Annotated in this window: 11 protein-coding genes and 1 other RNA gene; 9 read left to right on the top strand and 3 right to left on the bottom strand. The window is 67.6% G+C overall.

Annotated elements, in window-relative coordinates:
* Positions 1–339: 339 nt before the first annotated feature.
* The 8 genes from TFU_RS12335 (at position 340) to ssrA (ending at position 12,703) form a co-directional block, all read left to right on the top strand.
* Positions 340–5,181, top strand: a complete 4,842-nt coding sequence (locus tag TFU_RS12335; protein WP_016189161.1) for an NAD-glutamate dehydrogenase — start codon at positions 340–342, stop codon at positions 5,179–5,181.
* 98 nt (positions 5,182–5,279) lie between these two features.
* Positions 5,280–6,119 carry a tetratricopeptide repeat protein gene (locus TFU_RS12330; RefSeq protein ID WP_011292903.1) on the top strand — a complete coding sequence of 280 codons (840 nt, stop codon included), beginning with the start codon at positions 5,280–5,282 and terminating at the stop codon, positions 6,117–6,119.
* Positions 6,120–6,194: 75 nt separating this feature from the next.
* Positions 6,195–7,322 carry a peptide chain release factor 2 gene (gene prfB, locus TFU_RS12325; RefSeq protein ID WP_011292902.1) on the top strand — a complete coding sequence of 376 codons (1,128 nt, stop codon included), beginning with the start codon at positions 6,195–6,197 and terminating at the stop codon, positions 7,320–7,322.
* Positions 7,323–7,663: 341 nt separating this feature from the next.
* A complete protein-coding gene (gene ftsE / locus TFU_RS12320; protein WP_011292901.1) occupies positions 7,664–8,353 on the top strand; it encodes a cell division ATP-binding protein FtsE in 690 nt (229 codons plus the stop codon).
* A 118-nt stretch (positions 8,354–8,471) separates the two neighbouring features.
* Entirely contained in the window at positions 8,472–9,380 is a 909-nt protein-coding gene (gene ftsX, locus TFU_RS12315) for a permease-like cell division protein FtsX (RefSeq protein ID WP_011292900.1), read from the top strand.
* A gap of 41 nt (positions 9,381–9,421) precedes the next feature.
* A complete protein-coding gene (smpB, locus tag TFU_RS12310) occupies positions 9,422–9,904 on the top strand; it encodes an SsrA-binding protein SmpB (protein ID WP_011292899.1) in 483 nt (160 codons plus the stop codon).
* A 12-nt stretch (positions 9,905–9,916) separates the two neighbouring features.
* Positions 9,917–11,848, top strand: a complete 1,932-nt coding sequence (locus TFU_RS12305; protein WP_011292898.1) for a penicillin-binding transpeptidase domain-containing protein — start codon at positions 9,917–9,919, stop codon at positions 11,846–11,848.
* Positions 11,849–12,331: 483 nt separating this feature from the next.
* Positions 12,332–12,703, top strand: a transfer-messenger RNA (tmRNA) gene (ssrA, locus tag TFU_RS15880).
* Between the two features lie 88 nt (positions 12,704–12,791).
* On the opposite strand, the gene TFU_RS12300 is transcribed toward ssrA, so the two are convergent.
* Together TFU_RS12300 and nagA are read right to left on the bottom strand one after the other, a co-directional pair.
* Positions 12,792–13,118 (bottom strand): hypothetical protein, encoded by a 327-nt coding sequence (locus TFU_RS12300; RefSeq protein ID WP_011292897.1) that lies wholly within the window; start codon positions 13,116–13,118, stop codon positions 12,792–12,794.
* Positions 13,119–13,405: 287 nt separating this feature from the next.
* Positions 13,406–14,563, bottom strand: a complete 1,158-nt coding sequence (nagA, locus tag TFU_RS12295; protein ID WP_011292896.1) for an N-acetylglucosamine-6-phosphate deacetylase — start codon at positions 14,561–14,563, stop codon at positions 13,406–13,408.
* Between the two features lie 382 nt (positions 14,564–14,945).
* On the opposite strand from nagA, the gene TFU_RS12290 reads away from it, so the two are divergent.
* Positions 14,946–15,464: an NADPH-dependent FMN reductase gene (locus tag TFU_RS12290; protein WP_011292895.1), complete on the top strand. Its 519-nt coding sequence runs from the start codon at positions 14,946–14,948 to the stop codon at positions 15,462–15,464.
* Between the two features lie 7 nt (positions 15,465–15,471).
* Here TFU_RS12290 and TFU_RS12285 read toward each other — a convergent pair whose 3' ends face one another.
* On the bottom strand, positions 15,472–16,374 hold the full coding sequence (locus TFU_RS12285; protein WP_011292894.1) for a hypothetical protein: 903 nt from the start codon (positions 16,372–16,374) through the stop codon (positions 15,472–15,474).
* Positions 16,375–16,591: the final 217 nt, after the last annotated feature.

Below are 16,591 nucleotides of genomic sequence, written 5' to 3'. Positions count from 1 at the left end.
CACCAGCGCACTAGCGGACGGCTTTATCCATTTTGTCCAGTTTTTCTGTGGTGGACGACGAGTAGGTTCTGAGACTGGCAGTCACTGGCGAGAGAAGCGCACCGTTGACCGAAGGCGCACGTCCTGTCCCTGTGTACGACGTGCAACACAGAGTTAACCGGACAACGGAGTCCGGTCACGCCTCTGTGGGTACTTCCTGGGCTGGTGAGCCCGGAGCCTCATCTGGAAACGGTTGTGAGCTCCTCTCGCATCTGTCACACAATGTCACAGTAGAGTGCGCGGTACCGCGAGCACCGCGGCCTACCACCCCCGACGACTCACAAAGGAGTGAGATCGCACATGTCAGGGCAGCCCGACGCCGTCAGGACGCAGCTCCTTGACGACGCCGTCAGCCAATGGTCCCAGTCCCACCCGCTGCCGGTCGACACCGACCGGTTCCGGCGGTTCCTCCACCGGTACTACCGGCACGCCAACCCCGAGGAACTCACCGAACGCCACCCCGACCAGCTCGTCCGGCACGCTCTCGACCACTGGGACCTCGGCGCCCGCCGCCCGGAAGGGCGCACCAAGGTCCGGGTCCGCAGCCCGGAAGACGCCGACCACAGCGTCGTCGAGATCGTCACCGACGACACCCCCTTCCTCGTCAGCTCGGTGACCATGCGCCTGGCAGAGCGCGGGATCAGCGCGCGGTCGATCATCCACCCCCAGCTCCGGGTGGAACGCGACACCCTCGGCGCCATCGTCGAGATCGACCCGGAGGACGCTACCCTCCGGCCCTGCGAAGAGTCGTGGATCCGCATCGAAATCGACCGCCGCACGGAAGAGGCCGCCCGTCAGGAGCTCGCCGACGACCTCACCCAGGTCCTCACCGACGTCCGGCAGGTCAACGAAGACAGCGCGCGGATGCGGCACACCGCCCTCCGCCTGGCCGACCAGGTGACCGAATCCGCTGCCGCCCTCGTTGCGGGCGGGGTCGCCAAAGAGGAGATCACCGAGAGCGCGGAGTTCCTGCGCTGGCTGACCGACCAGCACTTCATCTTCCTGGGCTACCGGGAATACCAGTTGGACACCGATGAGAGCGGGGCTGAAGGGCTGCGCGCCGTCCTCGGCACCGGCCTGGGGCTGCTGCGCATGGACCCGCAGGACGGGCCCACCGTCCGCCCGCTTCCCCCCGAAGGCCAGCGCAAAGCTCGCGAACCCCACGTGCTGGTCCTCACCAAAGCCAACTCCCGCTCCACCGTCTACCAGCCCAAGTACCTGGACTACATCGGCGTCAAGAAGTTCGACGACCAGGGCCGGGTCGTCGGCGAACACCGCTTCCTCGGCCTCTACACCCGCGAAGCCGAGGCAAGCCCCATCAGCCAGATCCCGATCCTGTCCCGGAAACAGGACGAACTCCTGAGCCGCGCCGGCTTCGCCCCCGACAGCTACGACGGCCGCGAAGCCATCGAACTCCTGGCGGACTTCCCCCGCGAAGAGCTGTTCCAGATGTCAGTGGAGGAAGTCCAGAAGGTCATCTTGGGCGTGCTGCGGCTCCGGGAACGCCTCGGCACCCGGCTCTTCCTCCGCCGCGACCCCTACGGCCGGTACGTGTCCTGCTTGATCTACATGCCGCGCGACCGCTACACCACCAAGGTGCAGCAGGCCGTGCAGGAGGTGCTCTCCCGGGCATTCCACGGCGCCGACATGGACCACAGCGTGATGGTGGGCGCCTCCCCGCTCGCCCGCCTGCACATCGTGGTCCGCGCGGGGCGGGGCACCGAACTCGCCGGAGTGGACCAGGACAAGCTCGAAGCCGAAGTCGCCCGCGTCATCCGCTCCTGGAACGACGACTTCGCCGCCGAGCTGACCGCCCGCTTCGGCCCTGAACGCGCCCAAGAGCTGCTGGACACCTACCTCGCCACGATCAGCGAGAGCTACAAGGTCGACGTCCCGGCCTCCGTCGCGGTCGACGACATCGCCTGCCTCGACCAGCTCGGCCCCGACGACATCAAAGTCCGGCTCTACCGCTCCGAAGGGGTCCTGCCCGGCGAGTGGCGGTGCAAGGTCTACCGGAGCGGCAGCCCGATCACGCTCTCCCAAGTCCTTCCGCTGCTCGAGCACATGGGACTGGAGATCGTCGACGAGTGGCCCTACGGCTTCGAACGCGAAGCAGATGGGGACGGGAAGCGCGAATTCGCGTGGATCTACGACTTCGGCCTCGTCAACCCCCCGCTCGACTCCGCGGAGATAGAGCAGGTGGCAGGCCTGTTCGAAGAGGCTTTTGTCGCGCTGTGGCAGGGACGGCTCGAATCCGACCGCTTCAACGCCCTGGTCGTGCACGGCGGCCTGAACTGGCGCCAGATCACCGTGCTCCGCGCCTACGCCACCTACCTCCGGCAGACCGCCACGTCCTTCACCCCCGCCTACATCGCCGATGTGCTCAACTCCCACACGCACATCGCCCGGCTACTGGTCCGGCTCTTCGAATCGCGGTTCGACCCGCAGTTGGACGAGGGCCGCGCAGAACTGTGCGAGGGGATCACCGAGGAGATCCTCGGAGAGCTCGACCAGGTCGACAACCTCGACGCCGACCGCATCCTGCGGTTCTTCCTCGCCGCGATCGGCGCCACCCTGCGCACCAACTACTTCCAGGACGGCGGCACCAAGCCCTACCTGGTCTACAAGCTGGACCCGGGACGTATCCCCGACATGCCGCAGCCGCGGCCTAAGCTGGAGACGTTCGTCTACTCCCCGCGCGTTGAGGGAGTCCACCTGCGGTTCGGCACGGTGGCGCGCGGCGGGCTGCGCTGGTCGGACCGAATCGAGGACTACCGCACCGAAATCCTGGGCCTCGTCAAAGCGCAGACGGTCAAGAACTCCGTCATCGTGCCTAGCGGCGCCAAAGGCGGGTTCGTCTGCAAGCGGCTGCCCAAGGGCGACCGCGACGCGGTCATGGCGGAAGTCGTGGACTGCTACAAGCAGTTCATCGGCGGCCTGCTCGACGTCACCGACAACCTCGTCAACGGGACTGTCAGCCACCCCGAGGACGTGGTCCGCTACGACGGAGACGACTCCTACCTGGTCGTGGCTGCCGACAAGGGCACAGCGACCTTCTCCGACATCGCTAACGCGGTCGCCGCAGAACGCGGCTTCTGGCTGGGCGACGCCTTCGCCTCCGGCGGCTCGGTCGGCTACGACCACAAGGCCATGGGCATCACCGCCCGCGGCGCCTGGGAGTCGGTCAAATACCACTTCCGGGAAATGGGCGTGGACGTCCAGAAAGAGGACTTCACGGTGGTGGGCATCGGCGACATGTCGGGCGACGTGTTCGGCAACGGCATGCTCCGCTCCGAGCACATCCGCCTCATCGCCGCCTTCGACCACCGGCACATCTTCCTCGACCCCGACCCGGATCCGGCGGTGAGCTACGCGGAGCGCCGCCGTCTCTTCGAACTCCCCCGCAGCTCCTGGGCGGACTACAACCCCGAGCTGATCTCCCCGGGTGGCGGCGTGTACTCCCGCCACGCCAAGTCCGTGCCGATCAGCCCGCAGGTGCGCCGGGCCCTGGGGATCGCGGACGACGTCACGACCCTCACCCCGCACGAGCTGATCAAGTGCGTCCTCACCGCCCCGGTGGACCTGCTGTGGAACGGCGGGATCGGCACCTACATCAAGGCGTCCACCGAATCCCACACCTCGGTGGGGGACAAGGCCAACGACCCGGTCCGCGTCGACGCCTCCCAGTTGCGCTGCAAAGTGGTCGGGGAAGGCGGCAACCTGGGAATGACCCAGCAGGCCCGCATCGAGTTCGCGCTCGCCGGCGGCCGCGTCAACGCCGACTTCATCGACAACTCCGCCGGCGTGGACACCTCGGACCACGAGGTGAACATCAAGATCATGCTGGACCGCGAGGTCCGGGCCGGGCGGCTCGACAAGGCCGAGCGCGACGCGCTGTTCATGGACATGACCGACGAGGTCGCCCGCCTCGTGCTGCGCACCAACTACCTGCAGAACACGGCGCTGGCTGCGGCCCGCAAGCAGAGTCCCGCCATGCTGCACGTCCACACCCGCTACCTGCGCAAACTGGAGCGGGACGGCCACTTGCAGCGCAAGCTCGAGTTCCTGCCCGACGACAAGGCGATCGCGGCCCGGCGGTCGGCCGGGCGCGGGCTCACCGGGCCTGAGTTCGCCACGCTGATCGCCTACACCAAGATCGTGCTGGCCGAGGAGATCCTCGCCTCGGACCTGCCCGACGACCCCTATCTGAACTCCGTGCTGCTGGAGTACTTCCCCACACCGCTGCGCGAGCGCTTCCGCGACGCCATCCTCCAGCATCCGCTGCGCCGGGAGATCATCACCACGGTGGTGGTCAACGAAATGGTCAACCGGTGCGGGTCGACGTTCGCCTTCCGTTTCGCCGAGGAGACGGGCGCGGACGCTCCGGAGATCGCCCGCGCCTACCTGCTGGTGACGGAAGTCTTCGGCCTGCGGGACTTCTGGGCGAAGGTCGAGGCCCTCGACTACCAGGTCGACGTCGACACCCAGTTGACCATGCTGCTGGAAGCCCGCAAGCTGGTCGAACGGTCGGCCCGCTGGCTGATGCGCTACCGCTCCTTCGACTCGGACCTCCACGCCGAGATCGCCCGGTTCCGGAAAGGCGTCCAGGAGATCGTCCCGCAGCTGTCCGCAATGCTGCAGGGGCGCGACCTGCAGGCTTTCACGGAGCGCCGGGACGCCCTCGTGGCCAAGGGCGTGCCCCAGGAGCTGGCCGAACAGGTCGCCGCCATGGTCCCCGCCTACTCGACCTTCGACCTGATCCGCGTCTCCGAGGAGACCGGCCGGTCGCTGCGCGAGGTGGCGGAGGTCTACTTCGACCTGGCCGACCAGTTGCAGCTCACCCGGCTGCGGGAGCGGATCATCGCCCTGCCGCGCGACGACCGCTGGAGCACGATGGCGCGCGCCGCGGTGCGCGACGACCTGTATGCCGCCCAAGCCGACCTGAGCGCGATCATCCTGCGCTCCGGGCATGCCGGGGAGCGGCCGGACGAACTCCGCGCCCACTGGACTGAGCAGAACCGCGCCGCGGTGCGGCGGGCCACCGAACTGCTCTCGGAGATCTGGGAGACGGAGCGCTTCGACCTGTCCACCCTCTCGGTGGCGGTGCGATCGATCCGGTCGCTGGTGGCCTCCAGTATCTGAGCTGACCTGAGCAGACGCGGGCCGGGACCGCAGCAGCGGCCCCGGCCCGCACGCTGCGGGGGTTGGCGCTGCCAGCCCGGAGTTGGTGTCATGGCGGTGTGCAGCCGAACACCGAACGCCCGAGCGTCGACGCGCTGCTCGAAGCCGTCGACCACGTCTGGAACGATGTCGACCGCCTCCGGGACCTCGTCCGCAGCGCACTCCACGAAGGGTTCGGCCCCGAAGTGCTGCCCGCCGCGCAGCGGGTGCGGGAACTCGACCCCGACCTGGACCGGGGCATGGTGCTCTACGCGCTGGCACTGCGCGCCTGCGGCCGGCACGACGAAGCCGAACGGGAACTCATCCGGCACATCAAAGGCCGCGGCGGGCACGCCGACACATGGTTCGCCCTCGTCCCGCTGGCGGAGCGCCGGGGCAGCACCAGGGACGTCGCCACCGCGCTGGCGAACGCGCTGCGCTGCGACCCCGACCACCGGGAAGCCCTTGTGTGGGGGTGGCGGTACCACGCCAGGCAGCACGGAGCCGAGCAGGCCGACGCGTGGCTTGCCGAGCAGGCACCGCGCAGTTGGCGCGCCACGCTGATGCTGGGCGAGCGCGCCCTGCACCGGGGCGAACTGGACTCGGCCCTGGAACTGTTCACTGCCGCCTGCACCCGGGGAGCCCGCCACGGCGAGCCGCTGCGGCGGGCCGCCCGCGCCCTGGCCGCCCAAGGGCACGACACGGAGTGCATCTCCCTCGTGCTCTCCCACTGGAAAGCGTCGCACGGGCCGCTGCCGCTCGTGACAGCGATCGAAGCCCAGTTGCGGCTCGGCCGCATCTCCGATGCGGTCCTTGCCGTGGCCAGACTGCGCGGGCTGGGCGAAGCCGAACGCGACCACCCCGAGGTCGCCGAGGTGTGCCGGAAAGTGGAACAGCTCCGCGTCCACCACGGGCTGTGACGCTGCTGTGCGTTTCCCGGGCAGAAGAAAACTGAGTGGGCGAGAAGGCAGCGGGCGCCGTTTAGACTTGGCAGTGTGGCAGAACTAGACCCCGCAGAGCAGATCAAGGAACTCACATCCACGCTGGAGAACATCGAGGCCGTACTGGACCTCGACGCCAAGCGCACGGAAATTGAGCAGCTGCGGGAGCAGTCAGCCGATCCCGAGCTGTGGAACGACCAGGCCAATGCGCAGAAGGTCACGCGGCGGCTCTCCTTTTTGGAGTCGGAAGTCTCCAAGGTCGAGAACATCCGCAGCCGGATCGATGACCTCGGTGTGCTCTTCGAGCTCGCGGCGGCAGAGAACGACGCCGAAACCCTTGCCGAGGCCCGCAGGGAGCTGGCCGCGCTGCGCAAGGACATCAGCGATCTTGAGGTGCGCACCCTGCTATCGGGCCCCTACGACGAGCGTGAAGCACTGATCAGCATCAACGCTCAGGCGGGTGGGGTCGACGCGGCAGACTGGACGCAGATGCTGCAGCGGATGTACCTCCGCTGGGCGGAGCGCCACGGCTACCCGACGGAGATCTACGAGACCTCCTACGCTGAGGAAGCCGGCATCAAGTCCACGACGTTCGTGGTCAAGGCGCCCTACGCCTACGGCATGCTGCGCGGCGAGCACGGTACGCACCGCCTGGTGCGGATCTCGCCGTTCGACAACCAGAGCCGCCGTCAGACCTCGTTCGCCGGAGTCGATGTGGTCCCGGTCGTCGAGCAGAGCGACCACATTGAGATTGACGAAAGCGAACTGCGGATCGACGTGTACCGCTCTTCAGGGCCCGGCGGCCAGGGCGTCAACACCACCGACTCGGCGGTGCGGATCACCCACCTGCCGACCGGGATCGTGGTCTCCTGCCAGAACGAACGCTCCCAGTTGCAAAACCGCGCTACCGCGATGTCGATCCTCCAGGCCAAGCTGCTGGAACGCAAACGCCAGGAGGAGGAGGCCGAGCTCGCCGCGCTCCGCGGTGAGTCCGCGCGGGCGTGGGGAACCCAGATGCGCAACTACGTGCTCCACCCCTACCAGAGCGTCAAAGACATCCGCACCGGGGTGGAGACCGGGAACACCAGCGCTGTCCTCGACGGAGAGATCGACGAGTTCATCAACGCTGGGATCCGCTGGCTGCGGAGCCGGGAGAGGGACGAGCAGAAGAAAGCGGGATAACTGTGCCGCCGGTGCACGAGCAGAGCCGCGGCGGATTCGCGGAAACGCCCGCCGCGGCTCGGAAAGTCGTGTATATGTGAACGTTATCACCGCTTGACGATCCCTCTATGCTCTTGGTAGCTGACTAGTGTTACTCCCGAGTCCGCTGTGAGGCCCGGGAAGGGAAGACACTGTCGGTGCCGGGGAGCGAACAGCGGCGCCGCACGTTCCGCGGTTCAAAGTGAACCCGGACATTCCGGGTCGCTTTCCCCCTAGACTGTCGTCTGGCCCTGTGGCCGCGGTACTGCCTTGAGCGGACCCACCGCTGTGGGCCCTAACTTCGAGACCCTTGTGATGCGCCCGTGATCCAGTTTGAAAACGTCACCAAGGTCTACCCGACCCAGAAACGTCCCGCGCTGAACAACGTTTCCATCGACGTTCAGAAGGGGGAGTTCGTCTTCCTCGTCGGCCCTTCGGGATCGGGTAAGTCCACGTTCCTCCGTCTCATCCTCAAAGAGGAGAAACCGACCAAAGGTCGGGTCCACGTCGCGGGTAAGGACCTCTCACGGCTGTCGAACTGGAAGGTTCCGCACCTGCGGCGTCGCATCGGCTGCGTATTCCAGGACTTCCGGCTGCTGCCCAACAAGAACGTCTACGAGAACGTGGCGTTCGCGTTGGAGGTCATCGGAAAGCCGCGTCGGTTCATCCGCAAGGTTGTCCCCGAGGTCGTCGAACTGGTCGGCCTCGAAGGCAAGGGCGACCGCATGCCCAGCGAACTCTCCGGTGGTGAACAGCAGCGAGTGGCGATTGCTCGGGCATTCGTCAACCGTCCGCAGATCCTTCTCGCCGACGAGCCGACAGGGAACATCGACCCTGCGACCTCGATCGGCATTATGAAGGTGCTCGACCGAATCAACCGGACCGGAACTACTGTCGTCATGGCCACCCATGACGCTGCCATCGTCGACTCGATGCGCAAGCGGGTCATTGAGCTCGAGGACGGCGAGGTCATCCGTGACCAGTCGCGTGGCGTCTACGGCCAGGCGTACTAGGTCCCGCTTTTCGTGAATCCCGGGCTCGTGGAGCCTTCAGCGGAACCCCGCCCAGCGGCTCTCGTGGTACGCCTACCCAGTGGCGCGGAGCCCAACAAGGATGGACCTTTGACACATCATGCGCGCACAGTTCGTACTCTCTGAGATCTGGATCGGCCTACGGCGCAACCTGACGATGACCATCGCGGTCATCACCACGGTCGCCATTTCGCTGGCCCTCTTCGGTGCTGGCATGCTGATCAACCAGCAAGTCAGCGCAATGCGCGGGTATTGGGACCAGCGGATTTCGATCACGATCTACCTGTGCACCGAGAGCTCACCCAGCAGCCACTGCGTCGAGAACGGGCCCGCGACCGATGAGGACCGCGCCGCGATCCAAGCGGACCTGGAATCCATGCCCGAGGTCGCCAGTGTCGAGTACGTCGACCAGGCCCAGGCGTGGGAGGACTTCCAGAACCGCTTCGCCAACCAGCAGGCCCTCGTCGAAGCCACGCAGGAAGGCGACATCCCCGACAACTTCCGGGTCCAACTGGTCGACCCCTCGCAGTACGAGAAGGTCCAGGAGAGCTTCCGGAACCGGGCCGGCGTCGACATGGTCTCCAACGACAAAGACGTGCTCGACCGGTTCTTCGAACTGTTCGACGTCCTCAAGTGGGCGGCACTGACCTTCGCTATCGTCCAGCTCGCCGCTGCCGCGCTGCTGATCGGCAACACGATCCGCCTGTCGGCCTACAGCCGCCGCCGGGAGACCGGAATCATGCGCCTGGTGGGAGCCTCCAACTTCTACATCCAGCTCCCGTTCCTTCTCGAGGGCGCGATCTGCGGTCTCATCGGCGGTATCATCGCTTCAGGCTTCATCGTCGCAGCCAGGTATGTCCTGCTGGACAAGATCCAGGACTGGTTCTACTCCGGAGTCCGGCTCAGCACGGGGGCACTGCTCTCCGTTATCGGAATGTCCATCATCCTGGGTGTGCTGCTCTGTGCGATCGCCTCTTTCCTGACGCTGCGGCGGTACCTGCGCGTCTGAGGCTCTGATGAGGCGGCCAGCCTGGCGAGGAGCGAGCACACATGGCACGGAAGAAAAAACAGGACAAGGGGCAGGGACCGAAGACCATCGCGCAGAACCGGCGCGCCCGGCACGACTACCACATCGAAGACACCTATGAGGCCGGTCTGGTGCTGACCGGTACCGAGGTGAAGTCGCTGCGTGCCGGCCGTGCCTCCCTGGTCGACGGTTTCGCCCAGATCAAGAACGGCGAGGTCTGGCTGCACAACGTGCACATCCCCGAGTACACGATGGGGACGTGGACGAACCACGCTCCGCGTCGCCCGCGTAAGCTCCTGTTGCACCGGGAGGAGATCGCGAAGCTGGACGCGAAGACCCGCGAGGCGGGCCGCACGCTGGTCCCGCTGTCGCTCTACTTCCGGAACGGCCGGGCCAAGGTCGAGATCGCTCTGGCCCGAGGCAAGCGCGAGTACGACAAACGCCACGACATCGCCGAACGCGAGGCTAAGCGCGAAATGGAAAGAGCTCTGCGTCGGCGGCGTTGAAAGGACAGCAGGTTGCCCCCCCGAAACAGCCTCCGTCGATTCCTTGCCGCGACCACGGGCGCCCTTCTGGTCACGGCCACTGCGGCCTGCGCGGCGGAGCCAAGCCCTGAGGTCGCCGTCCGTAGCTTTCTGCTGAACTGGCAGGAAGGCGACTACGAGGCCGCAGCACAGGTCACCAACGGTGACGTCGCCGAGGTCGCTGAGGCGCTCCGTCAAGCGCACAACCAGCTTGACCTGGCGGCGCTGCGGTTGAGCCTTCGCCCGATCGAGATGGACGGGGACACGGCGACGGCCGGTTTCGGGGCCGAGGCCGACCTCGGTATCGGCGATCCGGTGTGGCGCTACACGGGGACGATCCCGTTGACGCGCACGGACTCGGGCTGGGTGATCGACTGGTCGCCTGCGGTGATCCACCCGGAGCTGGGGGAGGGGGAGCGGCTCGCGGTCACCTACGATGTCCCAGACCGCGGCCAGATCTACGACCGCAACGGCGAACCCCTCGTCGAGGAGACCGAAGTCACCGCGTTCGGGGTGCGTCCCGCCGCGATGGCGGACATGACCGAGGGGATCAACAGCCTGGCGGAGCTGCTCGACGAGGATCCTGAGCCGCTGCTCAACCGGGTCCGGTCTGCGCCTCCGGAGGAGTTCCAGCCGCTCGTCCTCAAACGCACCCAGGACGTGTCCAGCTCCCTGCTCGCGAAGGCCACCGCGATTCCCGGCGTGGAGGTCGAGGAGGGGACGATGCCTCTCCTGCCGATCCGGGCCGCGGGCGTGGTCGGCGAGGTCGCGGGAACCGCGGAGCACAAGGTCGCCAACCGTGTTTCGGGCCCGTACCAGGCGGGGGACACGGTGGGGCTCAACGGCTTGCAGAGCAGTTTCCAGCAGCAGCTCGCCGGTACGGCGACGACCCGGGTCGTCACGCTCAGCTCCTCGGGCGAGGAGACGGGGGTGCTGGAGACGTGGACGGGGGAGGAGAGCGGTTCGCTGACCACCACCCTCGACCACGCGGTGCAGGAGGCGGCGGAGACGTCGCTGGCTACGATCAACGGCACCGCCTACCTGGTAGCGGTGGATGCGCGTTCCGGGGAGATCCTCGCCGCGGCGGGACAGCCCGACGAGCCGTCCAACGACGGTGCGCTGACCAGGCAGTACTACCCGGGCGAGACGTTCACGATCGTCTCGGCCGCAGCACTGCTGAGCGGGGGCAAAGCCACTCTGGACACCACGATGGCCTGCGAGCAGCAGGCGGAAGTGGGCAGCCGGACTTTCACGAACCCCAACGGCGGCAGCCTGCTGGGGACCCCGGACCTGCGGACGAACTTCGCCTACAGCTGCACGACAGCGTTTGTGGGGCTGTCGAGCTCGTTGAGCGCCGCGGACCTGGCGGAGAGCGCGGAGCGGTTCGGTATCGGCCAGCCGTGGCAGTTGCCGGTCCCCGCGTTTTCCGGGGAGTTCACCGTGCAGGGAGGCCAGGAGCAGGTTGCCGCTGCCACAGTGGGGGCGGACGGGATCACGGTCAGCCCGCTGGGGATGGCTCTCGTGGCGGCTGCGGTTGCGGGCGGGCAGTGGCACGCGCCGCGGCTGATCGACGGGGTGGAGCCGGAAGTGGACAGCATTCCGGTTGACCCCGCGGTGCTGGAGCCGCTCCGCGAGCTGATGCGCGCCCCCGTGGAGCAGGGCAGTGCCTCCGTGCTCAACATCGACTACGTGAACCCGGTGCACGGCCAGACGGGGATGGTCACCCAGGAAATCGACGGTGAGGAGAAGACCATCCAGTGGTTTGTCGGCTACCGGGGCCACGTCGCTTTCGCGGTGGTGGTGGAGGCCGCTCCCTCGCACACCTACCAGTTCGCGGTGAACTCTGCCCTGTCGTTCCTGCAGCTGCTGCCCGCCAGCTACGTTTCCGCTGCCGAGGCGGACTCCCAGCTCGAGGGGAGTGCGTGACCCGGTTGCGGGCTCCCGCTGGCACGGCGGGCCGTCAGGGGTGACGGCTGCGGTGGCCGCGACCGCACGGCCCCGCCCGGTCTCCCGTGAGCCTGCACTGCGTGCCGTGCTCGGGCAGCGACGGACGGGCGGTGGTTTGAGGGGTTTCTCCCGAATTTTCTCCTGAGGAGGCAACCTGGGACGCCGTCTGAGGCGTCTTCATAGGTGACTGGTCTGCGAATGGGGGGTCGCGGCCAGTCTGGGACAGGACCTCGTCTCGGGGGAGGCCCTGTCCACCGAGGTCGGTGTGACCCTACCGGCCGGCCCTCGCGGGCAGCGTCGACGGATCTCGTCCGCGCCCGCGGGGGTTTCTCCAGTTTTCGAGGCAGTTGCGTGCGTCCCGGGAATGTGGTTGGCACCTGGTGTGTTGAACCAGTAGCCTAAGAAAACGAGGACGCTGCGTGAGTCCTGAGTGCGGGCTCGAAGCCCGTTGACAACTGCACAGGGGGTGATCGGTTTCGACTTCGATGGTTGTTGTAGGGGAAGCGGGCCGAGGAGAGCGGACGCAGCCTCGTTAAAAATGCGACCGCGAAAAAATAAGTGCCAACTCTAAGCGCACTGAGTTCGCTCTCGCTGCTTGATCGAGAGTGACTCTGTCGGCCTGGGAGCGTCTCCGACCCAGTGTCCGGCATCGTTGAGGAGACTTGCCGGTCAGATCAGGCCACAGGATCTGACTGGGACATGCTCTGTGGCTGGGCCTGTCGGCGACTTGTCTGCGTGAGCGCCGGGGCCGAGGAGAACGCTGAGCAGACTGCGCCCGGAGAAGCCCTGCTGCAGCATCGAAGGACGCGGGTTCGATTCCCGCCACCTCCACGCGTCGCTGCTGCGGCGGCCGGTGCAGAAATGCACCGGCCGCCGCAGTTTTTTGTGTGCTGGGGAGCATGGCGTCCGGTGCGTGCGGTCCTCAGTTGGACAGTTCCACGCCGAGCAGGCGCGCGGTCCGCTCCACACTCGGGCGCAGGCTGCGGTCGTCGCAGTCGCCGAGGTACATGCCGAACGAGGTCACGAAGACGTAGCCCTGCCCCCGGCGTTCGCAGGTGATGTCTTCCACGGCGAACTCGGACTGCGGGTTGCTCACCCGAAGGAACGGGCGGCCGTCGTCGATGACGCGCGCCCAGATCCCGTGTGAGGAGACTGCTTCAGCGAGGCGGGCCAGCCGTTTGCGCTGCAGGGATTGGGTGAGTATCGCCGCCGGGGTGACGGGGCGGGTGGGATGTGTGGGGTGAACCATGACGGTGTCCTCCTAGATAGAGGAAACTCCAGTTGACTTTCACGTATTGTGAAGGTCGAACCGTCTTTGGTCACGCAACGTAATGATGACACGCCGTGGGGTGTCTCAACATATCCGTTGCGGGAGCACTGCCGGGGCATAGTCGGCATGGCCGGGACCGGGGCAGACCCCGAGGGCACCTGCCGTAGGCCAGAGCGCGCTGACAGGCGCCCCCGTCCTCGCCCAGGCCGCCCGATCCCGTCCTCCGTACCGGACGCAGAACCGCAGGGGAGCGGAGCGGAACAGGCTCAGCGCTGGCCCCGGCTGGCCGGAACTCCGGTGACGGGGCGGCCCCGGTGGTAGACGGCGTGGAGCGTCCCATCCGGCTCCAGCACGACGAGGTCGGCGTAGCGTCCCGGCAGGAGAGCCCCCACGTCAGCGAGGCGCAGGGCGGCAGCGGGAACCGTGCTGGCTGCGCGTACCGCCGCGGCCAGCGGAATGCCCAGGTCACGCACTGCCCGACGGACAGCATCGGCCAAAGTGATCGTGCTGCCCGCGATCGCCCCCGTGTCCGCCAGGCGGGCTGTGCCGTCTGCGACCCGGACACGGCGCCCGCCCAAGGTGTAGTCCCCGTCGCCCAGCCCGGCCGCTGCCATGGCATCGGTGACGAAAGCGGTGCGGTCGGCTCCGGCCGCAGCCCAGGCCATGCGCACCACCGCGGGATGGAGGTGGACCCCGTCGTTGATGACCTCCACGGTCACCCGGTCGTCGGTGAGCGCCGCGGCCACGGGCCCGGGATCCCGGTGGTGGAGGGGCCGCATCTGGTTGAACAGGTGGGTGGCCACCGTCGCCCCCGCGTCGAACGCGGCGCACACCGTGGCATAGTCGGCGTCGGTGTGCCCGACCGCGGCCACGACGCCTTCGGAAACAGCTGCACGCACCAGTTCGAGCGCGCCGGGCAGCTCGGGGGCGAGTGTGATCATCCGGACGTGGCCGCGGCCTGCGCGGAGGATCCGCTGGAACTCGGCGAGGTCTGGGGAGCGCAGCAGGGCCGGATCGTGCGCCCCGCACCGCTGTGTGGCCAGGTAGGGGCCTTCCAAGTGGATGCCGGCGAGCTCACCCGCCTCGCACAGTTCGGCCAGCGCGGCCACCTGGCGCAGCAGAGCTGCGGGGGAAGCGGTCACCAGTCCCGCGACCAGGCTGGTCGTCCCGTGCCGACGGTGCAGGTCGACGGCGGCCAGGGCGCGCTCGGGGTCGCCGTCGTCAAAGGAAGCGCCCCCGCCGCCGTGGACGTGGATGTCCACCCAGCCGGGGACGAGGAGGCGGCCGCCCAAGTCCACGGATTCTGCTGCGGGATAGGGGGCGATTCCCGCGCCGACCTCGGCAATACGTGGACCGTCGACGCGCAGCCACCCTGCGGTCCACCCCTGCGAGGTGACGATCCGTGCGTTAGTCAATGTGCGCACTGCCCGACCCCCTGTGTCCTTCCTCACCCGCTAACTCTGACAAAACTGTCCATCACGCATTGACGCCATCCTGGAGTCCGTTTCATGATGGTGTACATGTCTGCCGGTGAGCTGCTCGTTCAGCGTCTGCACGTCGATCTGCGACAGCAGGCGAGCGCACTCTGTCGTCGCTAGCGTTTTTCTTTCGGGGTTTCTGTCCCCTGCTGTCCTCGCGGTTTCCTCGCACGCGTTCGAGCCCCCGGTCCAGATCCATTGATCCCAGCGGTCAGGAACGTGCGTGTTCGCCGTGCCTGGGAACCCTCTTCTGCCGCCTTCCCCGTCTCGACGATTCCCTCGCGCTACGTCCCGCGGCTTGAGGCCGTCGTGTCACCTGGAGATCACTATGACTCGCTTCACTGTGCTCGTCGCTGCACTCGAGACCCGTTCCGCCCTTCGTGCCACCGCTGTCCACACCGCTGACGCTATCGCCGCGCACACCGGTGTCCCTGCCTGCATCGACGTCATCGACCTTGCCGCGTTGGGTCCGGCGCTGCTCGCTGAAGAAGCGACGGACGGCGTCGCCGACGCGCTCGCCACGATCGCCGCAACCGACGTACTGATCGTGGCCACCCCCCAAATCCACGGCAGCTATACCGGGCTGCTCAAGGTGTTCCTCGACCGGCTGCCGGAGCTGGGCCTCGCCCACGTCATCGCGCTGCCGCTGGCGGTGGTGGACGACCTGCGCAACGGCTACAACATCGAAAGCGACCTGCGGGTCCTCCTGTCCGACCTGGGCGCGTGGGTGGCCGAACCCGGCCTGGTCCTGGCCACTTCGGAACTCGCCGAACCGCTCAGCGTGGTCGACGCGTGGGCGGAAGTCGCAGCTCCGTCGCTCCGCCAGGCCTTGGCCGTCGCCGTGTAAGACGGGCTCAGCCGGTCGGCTGGGCCGCGGCGCGCAGCCGACCGGCTTCCGCTTCCGCCTCGCCGGAAGCCCGGTGGACCAGTGCCACCACGGTGAGGGTGAGCAGGAAACCCAGGGCGCGCAGCACCAGGGGAAGCGGTTCGGTCGGCAAGGGCTCGGCGAAGATCACGGTGCCGGCCACGACCGTGAAGACGTTGCCCACCACATTCGCCGCCGGGGCGGTGATGGAGGCGCGGGAGCGCTGCATCGAAGTTTGGAAGAGCGCAATACCCACCGCCCACCCCAGCGCGTACAGGTAGGGGAACGGGGAGAGTAGGACCGGCACGAGTGCGGCGAAGAGCCCGTGGTCGGCGAGGAGACCGCCGATTCCCTTGCCGTGCAGTCCCGCCACCCCCTGCGCGAGTCCGGCAGCGCCGCCCATGAGAGCCGCGGACGCCCGGCCGCCGCCGACAAGGGCCACCCCTGCCGCGCAGACCGCGAGAGTGACCCCGCTGACCGTGAGCAGGAGAGGAAGGTGCGGGACGGTTCCTGCCGCGGCATCGCGCGGTCCCAGGGACAGGGCCAGCAGGAGGAGGGCGACCGGCATGATGCCAAGGGCGGCCAGCTCTCCCCGGCTGATCCGCTGCTGCTGGGCTAGGGACAGCAGCAGCAGGGTGAGCGAGATCCCCCCGGCAAAGGTCGGCTGGACCACGGAGACCGGGGCAAGTCCCAGGGAGACGATGAGTCCGACGCTGCCCAGTGCCGCCAGCACGCATCCGGCGAGCCACCGGGGGTTGCCGAACAGGACGCGCGCCAGGTGCAGCGGGCGGCGGATGCCGATGGGTTCCGACCGGTGTAGGGCGCGCTGCTCCACGGTCAGGCCGACACCGTAGACCATGGCGGAAACCAAGGCGGCGATCAGACCGGTCACGTGGACGACCTTTCTGGACGGGGGGAGAGCGCCAGCAGGTTACCCGAGGGTAACCCGGGGAGGGGAGACCCCGCTACCCCCGTCCAGCGGCACGGGACACCCGGACGGCGCAGAGTCGCAGCAGGACGCCGCTCCCAGGGACCCCCGTGCCCGGTGCGGTGTCCAACCCCACCACTGGTACGGCAGTTGCGTACGGCATAGCCCGGGGTGAGCACCA

Source organism: Thermobifida fusca YX, from assembly GCF_000012405.1.
Taxonomy (GTDB): Bacteria; Actinomycetota; Actinomycetes; order Streptosporangiales; family Streptosporangiaceae; genus Thermobifida; species Thermobifida fusca.
The sequence above is the reverse complement of the archived record's forward strand: the minus strand, read 5'-3'. Positions and strand labels throughout refer to the sequence as shown.